Genomic DNA, 23,506 nt, shown 5'->3' on the forward strand with positions numbered 1-23,506 from the left:
TCAGACGGTCTGGACAGCGTCCACGTGACGCGATCCACCGAGTTCGAGTGCCTTGATGTCGGAGTCGACCATGATCTGTGCGAGACGGGGCGTGAGGATGGTGGGAGTCCAGCCGAGCTCGCGTTCAGCCTTCGAGTAGTCACCGATCAGCGAGTCGACCTCGGTCGGGCGCAGGTAGCGCTCATCGAACTTGACGTACTTCTCCCAGTCGAGCCCAACGTGCTCGAACGAGAGCTGCAGAAAGTCCTTGACCGTGTATGCGGTGTTGGTCGCCACGACGAAGTCTCCGGGTGTGTCGTGCTGCAGCATCCGCCACATGGCTTCGACGTATTCCGGTGCATAGCCCCAGTCGCGCACGGAGTCGAGGTTTCCCATGTAGAGCTCGGTCTGCTCGCCGGCGGCGATCCGGGCCACCGCGCGGGTGATCTTGCGAGTGACGAACGTGTCGCCACGGCGAGGGGACTCGTGGTTGAAGAGGATGCCGTTGGATGCGAAGAGACCGTAGGCCTCGCGGTAGTTTCGGGTGATCCAGTAGGAGTAGAGCTTCGCGACACCGTAGGGGCTGCGCGGGTAGAACGGGGTGCCCTCGTTCTGCGGTGGCGGGGTGGCGCCGAACATCTCGGAGCTCGACGCCTGGTAGAAGCGGGTCTGGAGCCCGATGGCCCGGATCGCTTCGAGGAGGCGAATAGTGCCGAGGCCAGTCACGTCTCCCGTGTACTCGGGCTCGTCGAAGCTCACGCGCACGTGGGATTGCGCGGCGAGGTTGTAGACCTCGTCGGGCTGGATCTCGTTGAGCAGGGTGACGAGTCGCGATCCGTCACTCAGGTCGGAGTAGTGAAGGAAGAGATTGGGATGCGGGGTGTGCGGGTCCTGATAGATGTGGTCGATGCGGTCGGTATTGAAGGTGGAGGACCGACGAATCAGACCGTGGACTTCGTAGCCCTTGCCGAGCAGGAGTTCGGCGAGGTAGCTGCCATCCTGTCCGGTGATTCCGGTGATGATGGCTTTTTTCGCCGTGGTCTCAGTCATTCACTTCACTCCGATGGGTAACGGTGGGCTGCACGGCACTGAGGCCAGGGCAGGGTCGCTTCAAAACTCCAACAGCCTAGCGCAGCGGCGCGGGGTCGACCGCTACCGCAGCGCGCGCGCCTGAGCGTTGACCCGGCCGGCCGCTACGGCGGACGCCCAGCGGATCGGTCGATGCCACAGGCCGCTCACCGGGCGGAGGATCGCGGGGAGGTGGCGGCGCTTCACAGACTCGGCTTCGCGGCTGGAACTCAGGCGATTCGCGACCGTGAGAGATTCCGCGTGCCAGCGGAACGCCGAGACCGAACGGCGAGTCCAGACGAACGACCCGTGCTTGCGGAGCTTGAGGAACGCATCCAGGTCCATGGCGAATCTGAGCTCGCGGTCGAATCCGCCGATCTCCTCGAGAGCATCGAGTGTGATCATCGTGCCGGGGTGCGGGATAAGGTCCGGCCCCCACGGGAGAAGGAAGGTGGCGAGGCGGCCGGCGTTGCTCACCGTGATGGTGCGTCCCTCGGGGTCGATGTAGTCGCATCCGCCGAAAGCCAGGACAGCGCCGGGCGTCGCCTCGAGAACGGTACGGAGTGTAACGAGTCCCTCCGGACGGAACAGGTCATCGTCGCCGACCCACGCGTAGTACTTCTCCGTTGTGCGGGCAGCGAGTCCGTAGTTGATGGCCGCCGAGATGCCTTCCTTGGGATCGTCGACAATGACGGCGCCCATAGACGCGGCCAGTTCGCGGGCGGCGGTGGCTCCGGGAGGCGCCACGACGACAAGGGTAACCCCGAGGTCTTTGCGCTGCTCGTTTACCGAGTCGAGAGTAATCTTGAGTGTGTCCAGTCGATCGCCGAGAGTCGGCAGCACAACGAGGACCTCAGGGTCGGACATGTCTCTCACTTTCAGGATTGCTAAGATCGGTGAGACGAAAAAGCGCTGCACCCTGAGTGTTCGGGCGGCGAAGGAACGTTTTTCCCACAGGCGCGATGCGCAAGGTGAGTATAACGAGATTGCACTATCGGAGGACCGTGGACAGATCGTCCCGCATTTACATCGCCGGTCATCGCGGCCTCGTCGGGTCCGCGATCTGGCGCCATCTCAAAGCTGAAGGCTTCACCGACATCATCGGCGCGACATCCGCCGAGCTCGACCTGCGCGACCGCGCCGGTGTCTTCGACTTCATGCGCGAGAACCAGCCGGATGTCGTCATCGACGCCGCTGCACGGGTGGGCGGTATCCAGGCCAACGACACCTTCAGCGCCGACTTCCTCAGCGACAACCTGCAGATCCAGGTCAACGTGATGGATGCTGCCAACGACATCGACGTGGACCGCCTGCTGTTCCTCGGCTCGTCCTGTATCTACCCCAAGTACGCCGAGCAGCCGATCAAGGAGTCGTCCCTGCTGACAGGTGTGCTCGAGCCCACCAACGACGCCTACGCCATCGCGAAGATCGCCGGCATCATGCAGGTGCAGGCCTCTCGCAAGCAGTACGGCCGCCACTGGATCTCGGCCATGCCGACGAACCTCTACGGACCGGGCGACAACTTCCACCCCGAGCACTCGCACGTGCTTCCGGCGCTCCTTCGTCGCATCCACGAGGCGAAGGTCAATGACGACGCCGAGGTCGTGATCTGGGGCTCAGGTACTCCGCGTCGTGAATTCCTCCATGTGGATGACCTCGCGAAGGCGAGCCTGTTCCTCCTCGAGAACTACGACGATCCGCAGACCATCAACGTCGGCGTTGGCGAGGATCTCTCGATCCGCGAACTCGCCACGATGGTCGCGGAAACGGTCGGGTACCGGGGCGAGCTCACACAGGACACGTCGAAGCCGGACGGCACACCGCAGAAGCTCCTCGATGTCACCCGGCTTCGCGAACTCGGGTGGGCGGCGACGACCGGGCTCCGCGACGGTGTAGCGAACACTTACGACTGGTACCTCGAGAACCTCGAGGCGTTGCGCAAGAAGTAGCCCCCGGGCTGATTGGTACTATCTCTCTATGGTCAACTCCCTCGAAAAAACGCTTGTGGTCATGCCGGCGTTCAACGAAGAAGAGTCGGTCAGAAACGTCGTTCTCGAGGTGTTCGAGAAGCTGCCCGGCATCACGTGTCTCGTCGTGAATGACGGATCGAGCGACGGCACGACGAGCGAGGCTCTCGCCGCCGGTGCCATAGTCGCGCGCCTGCCGTTCAACCTCGGAGTAGGCGGAGCCATGCGTGTGGGGTTCCGCTATGCCCTCGAGAATGGGTTCGACAATGTGGTGCAGGTGGATGCCGACGGCCAGCACGATCCGGCCGGAGTGATTGCCCTCCTCGCCCAGCTCGACACTGCCGACCTCGTCATCGGCGCTCGATTCGCCGGCGAGGGTGAGTACACGGTGAAGGGTCCGCGTCGCTGGGCGATGGTGTTGCTCTCCAAGTTCCTCAGCCGCACAGCTCGGACCACGCTCACCGACACGACATCTGGTTTCAAGATGAGCGGCCCGCGGGCCGTCCGACTCTTCGCTGAGCACTATCCGGCCGAGTACCTCGGCGACACGATCGAGTCCCTGGTGATTGCGGCCCGAGCGAAGATCGTCATCGTTCAGGTGCCCGTGGCTATGCGCGAGCGGGCCGGCGGTCGTCCGTCTCACAATCCGGTGAAGGCCGCCGCGTATCTGGCGCGTGCGGTGCTTGCGCTGATGTTTGCCATCATCCGCCCTCCAGTGAAGCTCCAGGAGGTGGCTGTCTCATGACCGTCGCAAGCTACATCCTGGGTGTCGTGTCCGCGCTCATCACCCTCGGGGTCGTCATCGAGATGCTGCGGAGGCGGCGCCTTCGGGAACGCCACGCGGTCTGGTGGCTCGTCGCGGGTGTGCTCGCCCTCATCGCAGGCGTGTTTCCCTCCACCCTCATTTGGGCTGCCGGCCTCGTCGGGGTTGCCGTGCCGATCAATCTGGTTTTTTTCGTCAGCGTCGCCGTCCTGTTCCTGGTCTGCATCCAACACAGTGCGGAATTGACCGAGCTCGAGGCGAAAACTCGTTCCCTGGCGGAGACCTCAGCGCTGCAGGAGATCCGCATCGGTGAGCTGGAGAAACACCTCACCGGCCACGCCGCTCCGGTGCTCGAAGTCGTCCAGGTGGACGAGAAAGCCCCGAAGAACTCCTAGCTGCCCGTCGTCCTCACCTCGCGCAGCGGGCGAGCTGCCGAAGTGCCGCTGGGGGATGCAGACGGATGCAGCTCAGCGCGCGCGCCGCTCCCGCAATCCCGCCGACACGAGATATGTGCCGTGCACGAGCAGCCCGACGATCGGACCGGCGACGAGCGCACAGATCGTTCGCGTGGCGAAATCCAGCGGAAGAAGAAGCGCGGCGACGGTGACGACCGCCCCGGCAACCCATCCCGCCGTGTAGACGAGATGCTGCGACCTCGCGAGAACCGCGGGGGCGGTGATGCAGAGCGCCGCAACGAGGGCGGATGACGCCACCAGGATCGCAAAGAAGGGGCCGTCGGGCTGTGGCCCAGTCGGTGAGATCAGCCCATAGATCGCCGGACCGAGCAGCCACCCGCCAAAGGCCAGCACCGCTCCGCCCGCAGCGACGATGCCGAGGAGACGTAGGAACTGGCGCCAGAAGCGCTCGGAGTGATTGCGGAACTGCACCACCAGGTAGCTCTGCAGCGACATCGCGACAACGATCAGCGGGGCCCGGGTGAGCGTGATGGCGAGCACGAACATGCCCTGGAGCGCCCGCGGAACCGAGTGCGAGGTGAGCCCGAGCATCAGGGGAAATCCGCTGACCATGATGCCGGTCGCCGTAGCCGCCACCACGGTTCGTGCGACGTTCCAGGTGAGGGCGCGATAGCCGACATCCAATTGCGAGCGTCCGACTATCGAGGGGCGGATGAACGGCCAGAGCACGATGAGCGTGACGGGGAACGGCAACGCGACCGCCCACGCGAGCACGACGACATCGGTGGTGAACGCCAGGGCGATCGCCAACCCGATGAGGCGTAGCAGGGCGTCAACGGTGATCATCAGCGCGATCGGCGTCCAGGCCGACACTCCGTAGAGTGAGCCGGCGAGCACGGCGACCATGACGAAGGATGAGGTGCCGATCGCGAGCGGCGGCACGAGAGCCCAGCCCTCGGTGGGGAACGCGGCTCGCACCCACAGTGGCGCCGTCGCAAGCACGAGGGCTAAGACCGTAAGCCCGGCGACGAGACCGAAGTTGCGCGCCCGACTGACCCGGTATGGACCGTCGCCGCTGACCGGATGCGTTCCGCGGGTCACTTCCTGCTGGATGCCCCCGAGCGCCCCGACGACGAGATAGATCGACGACCAGAAGACCGCGAACGGCACGTAGAGCGCCGGGCCCACGCGGTTCGGCACGAGAATCGTCACCACGTACGAGATCACGCCGGCAATCCCGGTGGCGACCAGGATGATGACGAAGCCGGAGAGGCGTGCCGGTGGTCGACCCACGGGCCTCGCGTCAGTCATCCGTTCATCTTATCGAGAGGGATGCCGTCACTCTCCGTGAGGCTGCAGCAGGTCGCGCACCATATCCAGTCGACCCTGGCTCGCGTATTCGGAGTACCAGCCGCGCCGGTCCGCCGCGAGCACGCGCCAGAGTCGGCGCCGTCGTTGCGCGGGCAGTGCCTGACGGATTGCTTCGAACGCCGCCTTGGTGCGCGCGTGGGCCAGCCGTTCCGGGAGCACTCGGTCCTGAACGCTGTCCAGCCGCTCCGCGAGCTGCGCGAACTGTGTGGCGAGCCGGTCGTTCCGTCCGCCGCGCGGCTCGAGCGCTCGCCGCACCTTACGCCGGAAGGTCGGATAGTCGACGCCGATCTGATTCGACGCGTGTTGCCGGTAGTCGATGAGTGCGGCATTCAGCGAGTCGAGTTGTCCGACGGTGGCGGCGACGACGGCAAGCCATTCGTCGTGCACCCATCCGGTGGGGAACGGCAGGGCCACCTCGAGCAGCCGGCGACGGAACATCGAGGTTGCTCCCGTCGCGATGTTGCGCCTGATGAACACCGAGAACCCGTCGCCGCGATGCAGCGCGGTGAGATCCTGCTCGCTCACCTCGAGTACGGAGAAGAGGTTGCGGCCCTGGTCCACACCCTCGGCGTCGACGAGGCGGGCGTCGGCGAACAGGAAGTCGAGACCGGGGCGTGCGTCGAACTCCTTGATGGCGCGGGAGAGGCGGTCCGGATACCAGAGGTCGTCCTGGTCGCTCAGAACGATGAGCTCCCCCGTCGTTGCCCGAATCGCGCTCTCGAAGTTCGCGGTGACGCCGAGCGCCTTCGGGTTGCGAAGCACGACGAAATCGAGCTGGGGGAGGGCGATTGACCCCACGAGCGCGATGGCGACATCCACCGTGTCATCCGTCGACGCATCGTCGGAGAGCACAATCTCATCGGGAGGGGTCGACTGGGCGAGGATGCTGCGCAGCTGGGCCTCGATGAAGCGGGCGCCGTTGTGCGTGCACAGCGCAACGGAGATCCGTTCGGTCATGATCCGACCCCCAGTGCGAGTGAAAACGGTGCGCGCGGCGCGCAGCAGCCCTTATATTCTGCCCGCTGCCTGAACACGATTGTCCGCTCAGTGCTCGGGACGGGCTTTCTCAGGATGCCCTCCGGTACATTTGTGCGGTGGCAGATGACAAACGAGTACCGATCAAGCATTCCCATATCGTTGGGCGTCATGGACTGTGGCGGCAAAACACTCGGGGTCGGACGACTCTTATCGTCGTGGCGGCCGTTCTGATCGTCGGAGTCGGAGTCGGCGCATGGGTCGGGGTTCGGGCGCTCTCGGCCAAGAAATCTCTCGAATCGGCGCAGAGCCTGATCGCGGATCTGCAGACCAAGGTGACCGCACGAGACTTCGCTGGGGCAAAAGACGACGCAGGCAAGATCAAGAAGGACACCGCCAACGCGGTATCCATGACGAGCGACCCGATATGGCGAGTGGTCGAGTTGGTCCCGGTGCTTGGACAGAATCTCACAGTGGTTCGACAACTCGCCGGTGCGGTCAACGACGTCGCCGTCGGTGCGATTGACCCTGCCGTGGACTTCGCGTCGACGTTCAATCTCGATGCGTTGAAACCGGTTGACGGGCATATCAACCTTGAGCCTTTGGCAAAAGCGGGAACGATCATCACCTCCGCCGATAAAGTGGTCGGCGCAGCCTCCTCAACGGTTGATTCGATCAACGACAGCACGTCTATCTCGGTTGTCAAGAACGCTGTAGTCAAGCTCGATCGGCTCTTGGTCAAGGCCAAAGGCATCACTGGTCCAGCGCGGAACGCTCTCGAGTTGCTTCCGCGGATGATGGGAGCCGGCGGACCCCGCACTTACATCATGCTGTTCCAGAACAATGCTGAGGCAGCGAGCCTCGGCGGGGCAGCGAGCGCCTGGACGATCTTGAACGTCGACAATGGCTCGATCACACTAGGAGCTCAGCCGGCGACCGAGAGTTTTCCCAGGAATCTGCCGATTCCCATTCCGCTCGACCCGACGGTGGTCGACCTGTTCAGCCAAAACGGACTGCAGTTCTCGAACAACGTCACGCTTCGTCCGAACTTCCCGACCGCGGCGAAACTCGCTCAAGCGTTCTGGCTGCGCGAGTCGGGCCAGAAGGTCGACGGTGTGCTGTCTTTCGACCCCGTCGCACTCAGCTACCTGCTCACTGCGACCGGGCCTCTGAAGCTGCCATCGGGGGAGAGCTTGACCTCCACTACGGCGGTTCCGATCCTGCTCTCCGAGGTTTACGCCAAATACTCGGGAGTGAAGGTGCAGAACGCCTTCTTCGCTAGCGCTGCGGCTTCGGTGTTCGGGGCGCTCACATCCTCTGCCCCTGATACCAACAAGCTCATAGCGGCGCTCACACGCTCGGTTTCCGAAAACCGATTGATGGTCTGGAGCGATCACCTGAAGGAACAGAAAGTCCTGTCGTCGATCCAGCTCGGTGGGATCATGGACACTACCAACAAAGTGAATACGCAAATCGGCGTCTTTTTCAACGACAACTCGGCATCCAAGATGTCCTACTACCTCAACACCTCGGCCGCGCTCACGTCCACAGCGTGCCAGAGCCCTGGCAATCCGACTTTCACCGCTGTTGTGGTTCTCAATTCCAACATTACTGAAGCGGCGCAGAAGGCTCTTCCGTCCTACGTGCGCTCGCAGGTCTACCTCAAGCCCGTCAAGACGCGGACCCAGGTTTATGTTTATGGGCCGCCCGGGGCGACCAATGCCAGTTTTTCTGATGGCGGTGGCGCGCTCGCCATGAACCTTGTCGGCTCAACCCGCGACCTCGGACGACCCGTTGCTCATATTCAGGTCGATCTGCTCGCCAGCCAGACAGCGACGTTCACTGTGACATTCGCTGGAACAAAAGGCGACTACGGTCCGCTATCCGCGCGCGTGACACCGATGGTCAATCCGACGGCTGTGACGCTATCCTCGCCGGGTTGCCAGCCCTCGACGAAGTAGTTAGACCGCGCCGTCCGACATCGCAACGGCACGAATCGTTCGCCACAGGATGATGATGTCTCCGGTCATTGACCAGTTCTCGACGTAATACAAGTCCAACCGGATCGCGTCATCCCAGCTGAGGTTTGACCGGCCGCTCACTTGCCAGAGCCCGCTCATGCCCGGTTTCATCATGAGCCTGCGGTGGGCTGCGTCGTCGTACAGCGCCACCTCGGCCTGTCTCTGAGGACGCGGGCCAACGAGGCTCATGTGGCCCAGGAGTACATTGAACAGTTGGGGGAACTCATCGAGGGATGAACGTCGGAGAAAACCTCCGACCCGCGTAATTCGAGGGTCGTTCATCACCTTAAACAAGGGCTCTGCGCTTCGTCCCTGCGCGTCAAGCAAACTTTCCAGCTGGTCGTCCGCATCCTTGATCATCGAGCGGAACTTCAACATGCCGAACGGGGTTCCCTGAAGTCCGATCCGTTCCTGCCGGTAAAGAATGCTGCCCGGACTGGAAGTTTTGATGGCGATTCCGACAGCAATAAGTACGGGCGAAGAGATGAGGATGATCAAGCCGGCCCCGACTAGATCGAAAGCTCGCTTCGAGAGACGCTTAACCCCGGTGAATGCGGGGTACTCCACGTAAATTAGCGGAAGACCGGACACCGGTCGGGCATGAATTCGAGGCCCCGCCACCCCCGTAAGTCCGGGCGCCACGATGAGGGTGACTTCCTTGCCTTCGAGGTCCCATCCGAGCTTACGCATGTCGAGGTGGCTGATCTCATCTGCTCCCGTGAGCACAACCGTGTCAGCCTGTACTTCTTCGAGGGCGACGAGGATGTCGGCGTATTTACCCAGGACGGGAACGCCTCCGAAGAAGGGCTTGTCAACCGAACCGTCACGAGTAAGCGCTCCGACGACGTTAATTCCCGAACCCTGCGCCCGCCGGATTGTGGCAGTGACGTTTTCCGACTTGACGCGTTCGCCAACGACAATTGCGCGGGAAACGTGAAGGCCGCGTGCCTGTTCGCGGCGGAGCCACTGTCGCCACGCCCATCGGGTCCAGAGCAGAAGGAATACCCCGATTGGCAGCGCGGTCAGGAAGTAGCCGCGCGCGAGATCAATCCTCAAAAGAAATGCGACGATCGCGAAAATCCCGAACAGGCGGATAGTCGAGTCGACAACGCGCCGATACTCGAGAGTTCCACTGCCGATGACCTTGAGGTCCCGTGTGGCATAGGCGCTGAGGACAAACATCCACAAAAGAGTGATGGCGATCGAGACAGAGTTGTAGCCGATTCCGATCTGAAACTTCTGTTCCAGGGCGACGGGCCGAAGTCCGAACCACAGCAATTGCGAGCCGTAGACGGCAAGAACGACTACGAGAAGATCGGTCACGATCAGGCGCCGGGCGTACACTCGCTGCCAAGTTCTCGACCGCCGCGCCGTTGCGCTTTCAGTACTGGTTGTCACAAAACCTCAGTTCGCCGTCATGACCGTGTGATCCGTCGGGTGCGCAGAACTTTCGGTCCTCGCAAATATATCCTCAGTTGTACGCAGTGAATCACCAACATTGAGGATCAATCGCGCGTTCTTGCTGGCGTACCGACGCCAAACTCCCCCAGGCCCTCAGCATTCTGTGTCGACTCTAGTATTTCGCCGCCAAAAATGGGTCAGCCTTTGGGTTCGATCAGTGGCAGCGGCGACCCTTGGCGGACTATTTCAGCTCACGCGCCACGTTCTTTCGCTCGGACTGATCGAGCTGGGATGCGCGCTGGAGGTTGTTGAGACTGATGGCAAGGTGCCGCACAAAGGTCTCGTCGTATCTGTTCGGCCGCTTCGAAAGTCGACATCGGTGCCTCACCCTTAAGTGGCGACATAGAGTAACTGGGACATATCGAACTTCTGCCAGCAGGGACTTGATTCCACCTTGAACGAATTATCAGACGAGCCACGCGTCGTCTTTGTAGATAGCTCTGCGTTGCCGGGCGGGGGGCAAATGGGACTAAACCGCTACCTGGTGCAGTGCAAGGCCAAGCTGACGAGACTCATCTCGTTGGGCCCGGGTACCGCGTTTTCTGGTGCAACGTCGGCAGGCATACCGGTGGAAGTGCTCACGGCGTCCCCCCACAAATTTGCGTTTCTAGGGATGGGCCTGCGTCTGTCCGGGCGGTTGAGAATGCTCGACCCGAACATCATCGTCGCAAATAGTCCCAAGGCGGCAGTTGTGCTCTCAAGCATTCGACTGCCCAAAGGCACCATCCGTATCTACTACATGAGAGATGATCTCAACCCGAAACGAAATTCGCGTCTGAAATTAGCGGTGCTTAATGGCTTCGTTCTCCCGAGGTTTGACGCATTCATCGCGAATAGCGAATGGACGCTATCGACGCTGCCGGCGAAATTCGACTCACATCCAAAGCGTGTCGCGTATCCAGTGTCTGGGTCGATTGCAACGAAGCGCAACTCGGCTCCTAGTGAACCCCTTCGGATCCTCACTCTGAGCCGGCTCGACCCTTGGAAGGGCATTCACGTGTTGCTCGATGCGCTGCACGAGCTCGAAGTGGCTGGGTACAGCGGGCGTTTCAGCCTAATGATTGCGGGCTCGAGTGCGCATTCGGATCCGCGCTACGCGTCGATGCTTGAGACGCAGGCTCGCTTGCTTCGAAGCCCAGTTCAGTTTCTAGGACACGTCGACCGCGTCGAAGCGCTCATTGCCGACGCGGACTGCTTAGTCTCTGTGTCTACGTCTCCTGAGCCGTTCGGGCAAGTGATCAATCAAGGAATGCTTGGCGGTCTCGTAGTTATCGCCGGGGACGAGGGCGGGCCCCGTGAGCAAATCGACCACGGCGAGACCGGATATCTGGTAACACCGAATGAAAGTGCAATTCTCGCGCGTACGATTCAGGCCCTCTTGGAGGATCCGGCTTCGCGGACTCGGGTGGCTGAAGCTGCTCAAAGGGCTGCCTCGAGATTCAGCGACCGAGTGACTGTTCCGCTATTGACTGAGGCCATCCGCTCCATCGCTGTGGAGTTCCATCCCATTCGGCGGGATAGGCAAAGGCTCTGTCTGTGAACACGACATGTCAAACTTGAAACGTCGATATCGGTGATTCACGGACCATCGAGTGACGAGCTTGCTAGTCGTGGGCGATAGAAAAGGTCAGAAAACAAATGCCAGTGCCCGAGACAACATCTTCAGTTGTGATACTCGTGAGCGAACTGTCCGGAAATTCGGTAGGACGAGCGTATGTGATTTGGATGCTCGCTCGAAAACTCGGATGGAAGACTGTGGTAGTCGGCCCAGTCGAGGAGCGTTTCTGGCCACCGCTTGCGAATTCTGCATTTTCGCGGGACTGCGTCGCCCTTACGGTCGGGCGGAAATCGGACGAGGACGAGCTATCTCGACTCGCAGAGTCCTCTGACCTGATTATCGCTGTCAAGCCACTTCCCCGGTCATTCGGCCGAGCGCTTCGCTTAAAGAAGCTAACAGGTACACCGATCCTGCTGGATATTGACGACCCTGATATAGAGGCAAGGATCGGCCGAGGACGATGGACCCATATGGTCGCCAAGTCCGTACTTCGACCTCGGACCTTTTGGCCAGCTCTTGTAATGAGGTCGAAGGCGTTTGGCGTTTCGCGAATAGTAAGCAACCCCGTTCTGCAGCGTCGCTATGGTGGAACTATTGTGCCCCACGCGCGGGAAGACACCGGGCCAGGGCGAGTTCATGAAACCCACGAGCCTCGGGTCGTGTTCGTCGGGACAAATAGAAAACACAAAGGGGTGGAAACATTGCGGGGCGCAGTGCGTCAACTCCAAGATTTCGGAGTCACGCTCGTGGTAACAGATGCACCGCCAGCGGACTCCGAACCCTGGGAAGACTGGGTCGGAAACACAACTTTCGAAGGCGGACTCGAACTGGTGCGAACTGGAGACATTGTTGTGCTGCCGAGCATCCAGACTTCGATGGTCACCGAAGCGCAACTTCCTGCCAAGCTTATGGACGCAATGATTGCCGGAAGGGCAATAGTTGTAACTAATGCGGAGCCACTGATCTGGGCGGTTGGAGAAGCAGCCCTCGTTGTAGAGTCGGACAACATATCAGCGCTTGCTGATTCGCTCAGGAAACTTTCGGACCCGGTCGTTCGCCGGAAATTTGGGGATGCAATTCGTGAGCGCGCACTTTCTCGCTTCACCGTCGAGGCTGTCCTGCCTGACTTTCGACGGGCGTGTGAAGATGCAATTAAAGGGGAGTCAGGTCGATGATAAGAACCGGATCGGAGCAGCGGCCGAATCGACTTCAGTGGCCCAGTAAGTACGCGATGCTCAGGAACCCGTCTTGAGAATCGTAAGCCTCTCTAAAGTCATTCCTTTCAAGGGAATTCCCCATGCGGGCGGCGAATATGTTCGCAGGCACGTTGACGCTTTGTTAAGCCTCGGTCACACGGTAACCGTACTTGCGCCAAATGACGGACGAAATCGCGCTGCCTTGGCTTTAAACGATTTGGATTTTGAAGTCCGATTGATCGGTACGTCCGGTTGGCCTCGGTTGACGAAATTCACGGACAAATTTTGGACGACGATAGACCCAACGAATCTGGCTCCCCGCTTCCGCCGAGCGATGAAGCAAGACTCTCTTTCGCGCACGATGCTGGAAGCGGCAGACATTGTTGAGGTTCACTGGACCGAAACTATGAGTTTGCTCCCGGTCAATCTAATTGTCCCGAAGCCATTGTTGTTTTCTCAGGACGTACTCGGCCAGCGAGAACAACGGAGCCTCGACGCAACTCCCCGTTGTCGGATCATGCGCCGAGCTCTCGGGTGGCTCCGCGTTAAGAGGACGGGCCCCGGAGAGCACAGCAAGCTGTCGAGTGCGGGAATGGTTATCGCGTTCAGTGAAAAGGACGCGGGGTTAGTCCACCAAATTGTTCCCCAGGTTTCTGTCGAACATATCGACCCTCCTCTTTGGGATGATTCAATTTCAGCCGAACGCGTCAAGCGGGAACCTCGGCTAGCTCGGGTGATTATGGTCGGCGCGTTCAAGCGTCCTGAGAACAATGTCGGTGCAACATGGTTCCTGCGCGAGGTGTGGCCCAAAATAATCGAGTCTGAACCTTCCGCGGAGTTCGCCATCGTTGGTGCTTCCCCCAGCGCACAGCTGCAAGCGGCGGCAGCCGACGCTGCGAACGTCACTTTCACGGGCTACGTCGACAGTGTCGAGCCTTACTACGCATCGGCCACAGTTGCCGTGGTGCCGTTGCTGTCCGGCGCCGGAGTGAAGTTCAAAAGTCTGGACGCTCTCCTCCGAGGCGTGCCGCTGGTCGCGACAAACATCGGTGCCGAGGGAATTACCGACAATCGCGGCGGTCATCCGTTTTCGGTTCACGACGATCCAGCCGAGTTCGCGACGGCCGTCATAGAGATCCTCCGCGGCGGAGTGGGGGTTCTGGGGAACGGCGAATCGCAGCGATGGGCTCAGGCCAAATATGGCACGAGCCAATTCAAATTGAGGATCGAGTCGATTCTCCAAAAATTTGCCGGGGAGCTATCGTGAACTGCTATCGCCCCGATCCGGAAGTTCATAACTTCACTACACGATCGGCTGTTTAATATAATGAAGCAAGGATTCAAAATCGTCTTCCTGTCGGTTTTTGGCCGGTGGCCGATTCACTTCATTCGGATCGCAACGCTTCGGGCTGCGGGAGTGACCATAGAGCGCGATGTCGTCATCTACCATGGCTACCAAGTTCGAAACCCCCGAGGTCTTTTCATCGGCGAGGATTCATCGATAGGGGAGAAAGCGGTTCTAGACGCGCGTGGCGGGCTTCGCATTGGGCGGTCTGTCAACGTCTCCAGCGAAGTGCAAATATGGAGCGCGCAACATGACTGGAAGTCGGAGAGCTTCGAATATGTCGAAAGCAGCGTCGTGGTCGGGGACCGGGTTTGGATTGGACCCCGAGTTACCGTACTGCCGGGAAGTGTTATCGAAGACGGAGTTGTGATCGCAGCTGGAGCCGTCGTTCGCGGCCATCTGGACGCTTGGTCCCTTTACGCTGGCGTACCCGCCAAGAAGATCGGCGACCGTCCACATAATATGGGTTATCGCCTAGGAGGGCCGACGAAGAAGTTGTGGCTTTGGTGAGCCGCATGCAGAACCCGATCAGCGCCATTATTTCGCGAATTCACCAGGCCGGTGCGTGCATTTACGGACGAAAAGGATTCGCAAGAGTCGAGCGCATTCTGTCGATAGTGGCGGCAGCAACTATCTTTCTGCCATCTCCTGTTGCGACCCGACTTACAGTCGGCACGATCATCGCCATTGTTTGTTTCCCTTTTGCCGCGAGGCAATTTGCGAGTAATCGCCCGGCTCGATGGGTGCTGTGGGCCACTTTCGCGATTGTGCCGGTCGCGCTGGTGACCGCGTTAGTGTCACTTTCCCTGCCATCGGGACGAGAATGGAATACAAATTCACTAATCCAGCGGCTGCTTGAATACGTCGCCTTTGTCGGTGCGATGGTCGCGTGCGGGTGGTGCGCGAAGGTCAACGGAATCCAAGTAACCGGGATCGTGCTTGGAACGTTCGGAGCCCTTTTCTCCATAGTTTTCATAACGAGTGCTCAAGCGGAAAATCCATGGAAGTATGTGCTTGCCTGGCCGTTGTCACTGCTGTTCGCGTCGTTGTTGGCTCGCGCACCACTGCTGATCTCGGTGGTGTCCATGCTTGGGTTGGCGTACGTGAGCTTCGCGTTCGAGTCACGGAATGCTGCGGGCGCCTTGGTGCTGGCCGCGGTATTGGCGGTCATTATCAAGCGACGAAAGCGCGGACTATCACCTGGTCGAGTCGTTGCTTTTGGAGGGGCAATTGTCCTCACCTGCGCCGCTGTGTTCATTGCCTTGACAAGCATGGTGAGCGCTGGACTATTTGGCCATGTCCTGCAATCTCGTCAGAGTTCACAGGGTGCGATTGGCCTTCTCGCGGGACGTATTGAGCCGCTTGCGCTCTTGGGTTACTTCAAAAACTCCCCGCTGGGTGTCGGAATCGGTGTCGTTCCGTCGCGTACTGATCGTGCTGCCGCAATACATGAGTTGAGCGCCGGAGCAAATTTCAAAAATCTAAACACCGACTACATTTACGAACGGCTGGTGGGCGAAAGAGTCGACTTGCATTCCATAGTCGGCACGTTTTGGTACGACGCTGGTTTGATCGGCCTAGTAATCGGACTGTTCCTGATCTTTGTTGTTGGGCGTGGGATACTTGCAACCCGAACCAACTATGTAGTGATTGCTTTCGCCGCAGTTCAGGGGCTATGGGATCTCCTCTTCTCCCCGCTTGGTGCCAATGGGCGGTGGGTCGGGATCGCTCTCGCGCTGGTGCTAGTGGCCAGCGCAGAGAAGTTTAGTGGGAGCCCCGAATTACGGGAGCCAGCCGGCATACAAACGTAAAAGGATCCGATGTGCGCCGCCTTCTGGTTTCGAATCTTGCCGTTCGAGCGATAACAACTCCGATAGCTCTGGTTTCTGGGCTCGTCAGCGCTTGGCTAGCTGTCGGCTACCTGGGAGCTGAACTGTATGCGTCCATAATCCTCATAACGACTTTGTCGCAACTCTTGCCTTTCGCGGACATGGGTGTCGGCGCGGCTGTGATCAACGAGGTTGCGGCGCAACGCAAGGGTGATAGGAGTCAGCATGTATATAGGGTTCTCGTGTCGGCGCAGCGTATTTTGCTGGTGGCTGGCGCAGCTATCATCCTCGCCGCGATCCTTCTTGCGATAATTGGTATCTGGCCGATTGTGCTGGGATCGGGATCGAAATTCCTCAACGACCCGACTCTGTTGGCAATCGCATTCTTCGGAATGTTCTCGGCCTTCATTTTCTTCCAACTTGGGTACCGAGTTCTAACAGGTATCGGAAAAAATCAAGTTGGGTCTTTGCTCAGTTGCGGTGCAAGTATTCTCAGCGTCTTGCTTATTTGGGGCGGAGTTGCACTCGAACTGGCGCCAGTGTGGTTTGTTATGGCACAGACTATTTCTGCGGCGATTTTCGCCCTGGTGGCTAGCCTGCTAGCCGGCAAGTGGAGCGGATATTCCTATATCGGTATCGTCATCGATATTTTCAGGCCGAGAACAGTGAAGCAAATCTCGATACGGGGGAGTGCGCTCCCCATGCTTGTAATCATGGCGGCGTTGCCCGCTCTACTCTTCGGGCACAAATTGATATTGAGTCATGTTTCAAGTTCTAATCAACTCGTGGCCTACACATTTGCCAGCCAGATTTACGCGCCCGCTTGGGCCGCCGTGTCTGGGACCCTTCTAGCGCTCTGGCCAGCCTTTGCGGCTGCTCGTTCGGTTTCCTCTAGTCGGGATACCCTTCGCGTTTTGAGAAGAACTTTGGTCCTCGTTGCATCCGCGTCTGCCCTTGCCTCGCTGGCGCTTGTCTTAGTGCTGCCCTCTGCGGCTTTGCTCATCGGCCACGGCCAGACGTCGGTTTCGTGGTGGTTGGCTGGAGGATTCGGCGCACTTATATTTGCTCAATCGGCCTTCTACCCGTTGGGTGTGTACCTCACTCGAGACCGCGAGCTCAGATTTCAGGCAATCTGTGTGGCACTCATGTTGGTGGTAGGGCTGCCGGCGTGCATCGGTGCCGCCAAATTGTGGGGTGCCCCAGGACCGGTGTGGGTTTCTGCCGTGTCCATTCTCACTTTCCAACTCGTGCCGGCCCTGATATTCCTAAGTCGGAACGGAAAACCCGTCGTAGTCGATGACGATGGAGCTGCAAGAGGAACAGGCATTGCGAGCGAAACACGGGTCGCGAACGGGCCGACGATTGGTTAGGACACTGTGCAACAGCCAGTATTGAGCATCGTTACGATCACGTGGAATAACCTTGCGGGTCTGAAAGAGACGATGAATTCCGTCAGGATTCAGGACATTTCCGATAGAGAAGTCATCGAGCACATCGTGGTCGATAATTTGTCGTCCGACGGTACTAGAGAATTCATGGAATCCCTGGCGCGCAGCGATCTGCGATATGTCAGGGAGGGGGATTCGGGGATCTACGATGCGCTCAACAAGGGAACTGGACTTGCGAACGGCAGGTTTATCCTCTATTTGAATGCTGGGGACAAGTTCCATGATCAGGCGTCTTTGGGACACATGATCCAAGTTTCTACGGAAAAGCTTGAGTCGCCAGCTATCGTCTTTGGCGCCGTACAGGTCGAACCCGGGAAACCGGAGAAACTGTTACGAAATGTTCCTCATAATTGGTTTCTTCATGCGTTTGGAATGCGCTCGGCTTGCCATGCAGCTACTGTATTTTCCGCATCTGCAGTACGGGAAGCAGGCGGGTACTCACTCCGAGCAGGGTTCGCGGGCGACTACGACCTGATCCTCCGACTCGGGTTGATGGGGAGAATACTTGGAAGCGATCGAGTTTCTGTCGACTACGACGGAACTGGGTTGTCTGCTCAGCGCAAAGATGAGATTCCCATGCTGTTACATCGAGTCCGCTCGGAGCGGTTTCAATATCCGCCGTGGGCGCGAAGACTGGATGCTGGCTTTGTGAGGCTTCTCAACGGGTACAGGGCAGTCCGCAGGTCTCTCAATCAACCGAGAGCTTTCACCTCGAAGCGTTCAACGAGGTAAGACCTAAATCGAGTCACGGCTAAGTAACACAGGTCACGTGAAGTCGTTTGAAAGGCTTGCCGCACGCGGCTTCTAAGGTGCCGCGAGCCGGCGTGTCCTGACTGTTCTAGGATTGTGGAGCCTCGGACGAATCGCGGCAGACATTACGGTTACTGCTTATCGCCGAGGGGCGCGGAAAGCGTTTGATATGGTCGGCCTGATTGCCCACGAGTGGATCGAAGCTCGTGGCGGTTCCGAGAATGTTCTCGAGGCGATTGCCGCGCTCTATCCCGACGCCGACCTGGTCACGCCTTGGTCGAACGCTCCGCATCGATTTCCTGATCGCAACGTTCGAGAGCTCTGGCTAGCCGACTCGCCACTGCGCGGTCGCAAGGCGGCCTCGGTTCCCTTTCTTACTGCGGCGTGGCGCTCGGCCATACCGTCGAACAAGGAATACGACTGGGTGCTTGCAAGCTCCCACCTCTTCAGCCACCACATTCGCCCACGCGGCCTGAACGCCGACGCGCCAAAGTTGATTTACGCCTATACGCCGGCCAGATATATCTGGAATCGGGAGATGGACGAGCGAGGCAACGGCCTGATCGCCAAAGCGGGGTCCGTCGTGTTGCGACCGCTCGATCGCAAGCGGGCACAGGAAGCAACGGCTGTCGCGGGAATAAGCAACTTCGTGCGCGATCGCATCAGTTTCAACTGGCATCGTGACGCGACGGTGATCTATCCGCCGGTCGAAACGACGGCGCTCCAGTCCGTCGCGGACTGGCGAACTCACCTCGGTGGCGACGAGTTGGCGATTCTCGATTCCCTCCCTGCCGATTTCGTACTCGGAGCATCACGTTTCATTCCGTACAAGCGGCTTGATCTGGTGATCGCATCCGGCGAAGAAGTCGGGATGCCGGTGGTGCTTGCAGGAGGCGGCCCAGAAAGGCCTCGGCTCGTTGCACAGGGGGCGGAGGCATCAGTTCCCGTTACCTTCGTCGACGACCCGTCGAGTGCGCTCCTTTACGCCATCTACCAGCGGGCATCGGTATTCGTATTCCCCCCGCTCGAGGATTTCGGGATCATGCCGGTGGAAGCGATGGCGCTCGGGACTCCGGTCGTCGCCAACGCGATCGGCGGATCGGCCGAGACCGTGGATGCCGGTGTCTCCGGCGTCCACTTTGAGGCTCTGGTGAAAGAAGACGTCGGCCGTGCGATCGGCCAGGCCTTGGCTCTCGACCCGGACGACTGCCGCCGCTGGAGCGGAAAGTTCTCCCGCGAAGCGTTCGACGCGTCATTCACCGAGTGGATGAACAACTCACTGTGAGGGCCGCCTTCGGCTTGGGATCGAGCTAGTTCTGGCCGGTCTTCGAGGTCATGGTGAGGTCGTCCGCCCAGCCTGTGCCGCCGCCCGTTTTGGTGATCGTCAGATCGGCCGTGGTCTGGCCTTTGGCCGTCGTGAACGTGACCCAAGTGGCTGCCCACTTCGGGGACACCGTGGAAGCCGCGCTGCTGCCTGCCTGAAGGGTCATACCGCCCCCGGTGGCGCTCGACCTCACGTAGCCCCCGACGGTGTAGGTAGTGCCGGGCGTGAGGCCGGCCACGGCATAGGTGAGACGAGATCCGGCCTTGGTCAGCGCGACCGCAGCGTTTCCGCCGTGCACGACGAGCGATTGCACCTTCGCGCTGCCGCGAGCCTTCCAGGGTGACAGCTTCGTTCCCTCGAATCCGCCATTGCTCAGACCATTCCGATAGGCCTCGAGCTCGGTGAGCTGAAAGTGGTACACCGAGGCTCCATTCTCCGAAGACGGGCGAGCGAGCTTGGTCGCTTCCACCTTGAGATAACGGACGCTTTTCGGTTCGAAGGTGAAAGTCTGCGGGCCGATCACAGTTGTCTTCGCGTGATAGTTGGTGACGGCGCTCAGATCGGTCCAGGTGGCGTTGTCGCTCGAACCCTTGATCGTGAAGTCGGAGGGGAATCCTTCTCCTTCGTGGCCCGCTGAGTTGCGAGACCACATGACGACGGAATCTACCGCCCTTGATTTTCCGAAGTCGACTCTGGCGGATTCTGTAGCCGACTGGTCCGCGTGACCGGCGGAGCTCCATCCTTCGGCGCCCTTTCCAACCCACGGCACGCTGATCCGGCGCCCGTCGATTAGGTTTGCGGTGCCCCAACCCGCGATCGGTACCTCCGCAGACGAGGAGGTCGTCGTCACTGTCGAGCCTGCACCGGACGCGGCGAGGTCGATGTTGGATGGCTGCGCAACGGGTGTGGCCGCCTGTGCCTTCTTCGTAGAGGGAGTGAACGTGAGCTCGGTGATCCCGTGGGCTGGAATTCGAATGGATTTCTTGTACGCGGAGGCTCCTGCGACGATGGTATCGCTGATGACCGGCGCGTTTTCATTCGGGCTCGGATAGCGATAGTCGACTGCGGTCGAGGTGTCGGCGAACGAGTTGCCCTTGTGATCGCTCACCATGGTCTGCGAGATCTCGAAGTTCGACTTCGAGTAGGGGAGCTTGGTAAGCGAGACGGCCATCGTGCTGTCCACGGCAGTGTTGTTCCAGAGAAGCAGGGTGGCTTTCTTCTTCGTGGGATTCTTCGTCATCAGCCCGAAGACATCTTTGGTGTCTGTTCCCGCACCCGCTATCGTCGCGGCGATCCTCGTCGGATCAAGGTGGGAGTACATCTCGAAGACGTTTCCGACTGACTTCCGGTGCCCATCCATGGTGATCAGTCCGAGGTCGCCGAGATAGGCCTTGCTCGGATTCGCACCCTCAAGGGGGCCGAACCAGAAGATCTTGGCGGCACCGGCTCCGATCGCGGTGTACAGCCGCTTCGCAACGTAACTCGATCCGCTGACACTCGAGTTGGTGTCCGACCCCTGGCCGACCCCGAGCCCGGAGGCCGGGTTGCTGTTCCACTCGGTGATGTAGATCGGGATGTTGCGACCGGTCGCCTTCAACCAGGCCTGAGCCTTCGGCCCGTCAGAAAAATCGCCGATGTAGTAGCTGTGGTACGAGAAGAAGTCGGCCGGAACGGTCGGGTTCGCGGTAAGCCACTGCAGGAACCGGGAGGACCAGCCGCCGAGCTCGCCGATCGTCGAGGTCGCGGCACCGCCCACCTGAGCCGTCGAGTCGGCGGCTTTCACTGCGGCAACGGTTGCCGCATAGAGTGCCTCGTATTGCTCGATGGTGCCGGTGTACGTGTACAGGCTGTCGATCTCGTTCCAGACCTCCCAATTGCGGCCTGACATCCCCATCGCCTTGTAATGCGCGACGAGCGCGCCGCTCGCCGCAGCGAAGATCTCTGTGGAGACCGGGGCCTTGTAGAGCGCTTTACCCGACACGGACGGAGAGTACGACAGCGAGAAGAATGGCGTCATGCCGTTTCGCACCAGAGGAAGTACCACGCGGTCCAGGTTGGTGAAATCGAAGGTTGCTTTTCCGTCGGCCGCGATATTCACAACGTGGTAATAGTTGTCGTCGAAGACATGGTCGATACGGATGTCTCTTAACCCCATGCTGGACATCTGCGCGGCCTGCGCCGGGAACCAGTTCATATTCTGCATCGGTGCGTAGCCGCCCTGTGATGCGTTCATCAAGACGTTCTGATCGACTGTCCCGTTGGCTTTCGTGTAGTCCGCAGCCAGCGTCGAGGTGGTCGAAGTGGCGGTCGACGTCTCCGGAGTTGTTTGAGAGATGGGAGTGCGCGTAAACGGAGGCTGGGCCGCGACGGGAGCCGACGACGCTGTCAGTTTCGGCGTCGGTGTCGGCGTCGGGGACGTGCACCCCGCGACGATGGCAGCGATGAGCGCGACGCAGGCAGCGACACGGGTGGTTCGGAGGGCGCGTCTCACCAATGTGGGCGCTGGGGCGTTGTTTCTCACGAGGACCTCTCATTTACAGCTGGGTGGTTCCCGCATCTCGACAATGGAATGCCGATGGGCGAGCTTACCTTTACTCGGTGCGACGACGCACGGCGTGGGCCGGGCCTGTCGCGAACGAGAGGATTAGGATGGGTCGACCGGGATATCCCCGCTCTTTGGCCACAAGGGAATCGACTATCGTGCCTTTTCCGTGGACGTTGATCACCGTCGCGTTCAACAGTGCCAGTGAACTGGAGCGGTACTGGTCGCGTCCGACCCCCGCCGACGTCGAATGGATCGTCGTCGACAACAGCTCGACGGACGACAGCGCGCTCGTAGCTGAACGGCTGGGCGCCACCGTGATCAGACTCGATCACAACGTCGGTTTCAGTGCCGCGAACAATGTCGGCCTCGCCGCTGCGCGTGGGGAATTCATCGCGTTCGTGAATCCTGACGTCTCGGTCGAATTCGATGATCTGCCCGACCTCGCGCAAACAATTGAACGGAATGGTGGGTTGGTGAGTCCCCAACTCGTTAACAACGACGGCCGAGATCAGCCGAACGGGCGCGGAGCACCACTGCTGCTGTCGAAGGTGGTCAATCGTGTCTCACGTCAGTCCGCGGTTCATCACTCCTATCTGGTCTTCGCAGAGCCGGGTCAGGAGCGATTCATTTTCTGGAGCATGGGCGCAGTGGTCGCAGGTTCCGCTGCGACGTTCGCCGCGCTCAAAGGGTGGGATGAGCGGTTCTTCATCTACTACGAGGACAAGGACATCGCCATCCGATCCTGGCGATCCGGTCGTCCGGTCGTACTTGCGGGCCAGTTCCGCTGGAACCACGGTTGGGCGCGGGAAACCGCGCATTTCAGACTGTCGCCCTGGGCGCATGAGATCGCATCCCTCGTAAAGTTCTACGCCCTATACCCGGAGTTCATCTTCGGCGGTCGGTTCGCAGAACGCCGGCACCCCGAGGCATCGGCCAATTCAGGAAAAGTTCCTGGCGCGTGACCCTCGCGGCGGTACCGAACTCACACGTGCGTCCGGCGAGCCTCGTGCTCACGGTGCTGAACGAGGGCCACAGCTTGCCGACCTTCCTCCGAAGCCTCTCCGCACAGCGCCATCTACCGAGCGAGGTGGTGATCGTGGACGGAGGGTCCGCCGATGACACCGTTGAGATATTGACGGCATGGAGTCCTCCAGCCGGAACAGCCGTTCGGATCGTCGAGCGCCCCGGCGCGAATATCTCCCAGGGGCGGAATACCGCCATCTCACTTGCGGAATCGCCATGGATTCTGGTGACTGACGGCGGAACCGTGCTTGATCCGGGGTGGATCGAGTCGTTGCTCGACTCATTCGACGGGCAACCGACGCCCACAGTTGTCAGCGGTTTCTTCCGCCCGACGGGCGAATCTCTTGTCGAACGAGCCATCGCGTTCACCGCCACCCCGCGGTTGACTGAGATCGATTCAGCGACGTTCCTGCCGTCAAGCAGATCGATCGCGTTTACGCGCGACGCGTGGTCTCAGGCCGGCGGGT

At 60.2% G+C, this 23,506-nt stretch carries 20 protein-coding genes; 14 read left to right on the plus strand and 6 right to left on the minus strand.

The window, feature by feature from the left end:
* Both gmd and IV501_RS14835 read right to left on the minus strand, forming a co-directional pair.
* Positions 1-1,029: a GDP-mannose 4,6-dehydratase gene (gene gmd, locus IV501_RS14830; RefSeq protein WP_200554791.1), complete on the minus strand. Its 1,029-nt coding sequence runs from the start codon at positions 1,027-1,029 to the stop codon at positions 1-3.
* A 102-nt stretch (positions 1,030-1,131) separates the two neighbouring features.
* Positions 1,132-1,914: a glycosyltransferase gene (locus tag IV501_RS14835; RefSeq protein WP_200554790.1), complete on the minus strand. Its 783-nt coding sequence runs from the start codon at positions 1,912-1,914 to the stop codon at positions 1,132-1,134.
* 137 nt (positions 1,915-2,051) lie between these two features.
* Here IV501_RS14835 and IV501_RS14840 point away from each other — a divergent pair, with 137 nt between their 5' ends.
* The 3 genes from IV501_RS14840 to IV501_RS14850 are packed head-to-tail and all read left to right on the plus strand — an operon-like array spanning position 2,052 to position 4,172.
* Positions 2,052-2,996: a GDP-L-fucose synthase family protein gene (locus tag IV501_RS14840; protein WP_372430735.1), complete on the plus strand. Its 945-nt coding sequence runs from the start codon at positions 2,052-2,054 to the stop codon at positions 2,994-2,996.
* Positions 2,997-3,024: 28 nt separating this feature from the next.
* Positions 3,025-3,759, plus strand: a complete 735-nt coding sequence (locus IV501_RS14845; RefSeq protein WP_200554788.1) for a glycosyltransferase family 2 protein — start codon at positions 3,025-3,027, stop codon at positions 3,757-3,759.
* Positions 3,756-4,172: a DUF2304 domain-containing protein gene (locus IV501_RS14850; protein ID WP_200554787.1), complete on the plus strand. Its 417-nt coding sequence runs from the start codon at positions 3,756-3,758 to the stop codon at positions 4,170-4,172. The genes IV501_RS14845 and IV501_RS14850 overlap by 4 nt, the downstream gene beginning before the upstream one ends.
* 72 nt (positions 4,173-4,244) lie before the next feature.
* Here IV501_RS14850 and IV501_RS14855 read toward each other — a convergent pair whose 3' ends face one another.
* Together IV501_RS14855 and IV501_RS14860 are read right to left on the minus strand one after the other, a co-directional pair.
* The gene (locus tag IV501_RS14855; protein WP_200554786.1) at positions 4,245-5,504 is read right to left on the minus strand and encodes a hypothetical protein; all 1,260 of its coding nucleotides are present in this window, start codon (positions 5,502-5,504) and stop codon (positions 4,245-4,247) included.
* 27 nt (positions 5,505-5,531) lie between these two features.
* Positions 5,532-6,521, minus strand: a complete 990-nt coding sequence (locus IV501_RS14860) for a glycosyltransferase family 2 protein (RefSeq protein WP_200554785.1) — start codon at positions 6,519-6,521, stop codon at positions 5,532-5,534.
* Between the two features lie 236 nt (positions 6,522-6,757).
* Between IV501_RS14860 and IV501_RS14865 the strand changes: the two genes are divergently transcribed.
* A complete protein-coding gene (locus IV501_RS14865) occupies positions 6,758-8,500 on the plus strand; it encodes a DUF4012 domain-containing protein (RefSeq protein ID WP_200554784.1) in 1,743 nt (580 codons plus the stop codon).
* Here the strand turns inward: IV501_RS14865 and IV501_RS14870 are convergent, their stop codons facing one another.
* Positions 8,501-9,883, minus strand: a complete 1,383-nt coding sequence (locus tag IV501_RS14870) for a sugar transferase (protein WP_307812137.1) — start codon at positions 9,881-9,883, stop codon at positions 8,501-8,503.
* Between the two features lie 706 nt (positions 9,884-10,589).
* Here IV501_RS14870 and IV501_RS14875 point away from each other — a divergent pair.
* From IV501_RS14875 to IV501_RS14910, 8 genes are all read left to right on the plus strand, one after another.
* On the plus strand, positions 10,590-11,561 hold the full coding sequence (locus IV501_RS14875) for a glycosyltransferase family 4 protein (protein ID WP_200554782.1): 972 nt from the start codon (positions 10,590-10,592) through the stop codon (positions 11,559-11,561).
* Between the two features lie 677 nt (positions 11,562-12,238).
* On the plus strand, positions 12,239-12,754 hold the full coding sequence (locus IV501_RS14880) for a glycosyltransferase (protein ID WP_200554781.1): 516 nt from the start codon (positions 12,239-12,241) through the stop codon (positions 12,752-12,754).
* A gap of 73 nt (positions 12,755-12,827) precedes the next feature.
* Positions 12,828-14,042, plus strand: a complete 1,215-nt coding sequence (locus tag IV501_RS14885; protein WP_200554780.1) for a glycosyltransferase — start codon at positions 12,828-12,830, stop codon at positions 14,040-14,042.
* A gap of 60 nt (positions 14,043-14,102) precedes the next feature.
* Positions 14,103-14,630, plus strand: a complete 528-nt coding sequence (locus tag IV501_RS14890; RefSeq protein WP_200554779.1) for an acyltransferase — start codon at positions 14,103-14,105, stop codon at positions 14,628-14,630.
* A 5-nt stretch (positions 14,631-14,635) separates the two neighbouring features.
* Positions 14,636-15,931 carry a hypothetical protein gene (locus tag IV501_RS14895; protein WP_200554778.1) on the plus strand — a complete coding sequence of 432 codons (1,296 nt, stop codon included), beginning with the start codon at positions 14,636-14,638 and terminating at the stop codon, positions 15,929-15,931.
* Positions 15,932-15,942: 11 nt separating this feature from the next.
* Entirely contained in the window at positions 15,943-17,319 is a 1,377-nt protein-coding gene (locus tag IV501_RS14900; RefSeq protein ID WP_200554777.1) for a polysaccharide biosynthesis protein, read from the plus strand.
* Between the two features lie 21 nt (positions 17,320-17,340).
* A complete protein-coding gene (locus IV501_RS14905) occupies positions 17,341-18,129 on the plus strand; it encodes a glycosyltransferase (protein WP_200554776.1) in 789 nt (262 codons plus the stop codon).
* Positions 18,130-18,316: 187 nt separating this feature from the next.
* Positions 18,317-19,432 carry a glycosyltransferase gene (locus tag IV501_RS14910; protein WP_200554775.1) on the plus strand — a complete coding sequence of 372 codons (1,116 nt, stop codon included), beginning with the start codon at positions 18,317-18,319 and terminating at the stop codon, positions 19,430-19,432.
* 25 nt (positions 19,433-19,457) lie between these two features.
* Here the strand turns inward: IV501_RS14910 and IV501_RS14915 are convergent, their stop codons facing one another.
* Positions 19,458-21,992: a GH39 family glycosyl hydrolase gene (locus IV501_RS14915; protein WP_200554774.1), complete on the minus strand. Its 2,535-nt coding sequence runs from the start codon at positions 21,990-21,992 to the stop codon at positions 19,458-19,460.
* Between the two features lie 179 nt (positions 21,993-22,171).
* Between IV501_RS14915 and IV501_RS14920 the strand changes: the two genes are divergently transcribed.
* Complete coding sequence (locus tag IV501_RS14920) at positions 22,172-22,978, plus strand: glycosyltransferase (RefSeq protein ID WP_200554773.1); 807 nt, start codon at positions 22,172-22,174, stop codon at positions 22,976-22,978.
* Positions 22,975-23,506: glycosyltransferase (locus tag IV501_RS14925; protein WP_200557118.1), on the plus strand; the 532-nt coding region annotated here is incomplete at its 3' end. The genes IV501_RS14920 and IV501_RS14925, both read left to right, overlap by 4 nt.

The sequence above is a fragment of the Lacisediminihabitans changchengi genome (assembly GCF_016634425.1).
Classification (GTDB): domain Bacteria; phylum Actinomycetota; class Actinomycetes; order Actinomycetales; family Microbacteriaceae; genus Lacisediminihabitans; species Lacisediminihabitans changchengi.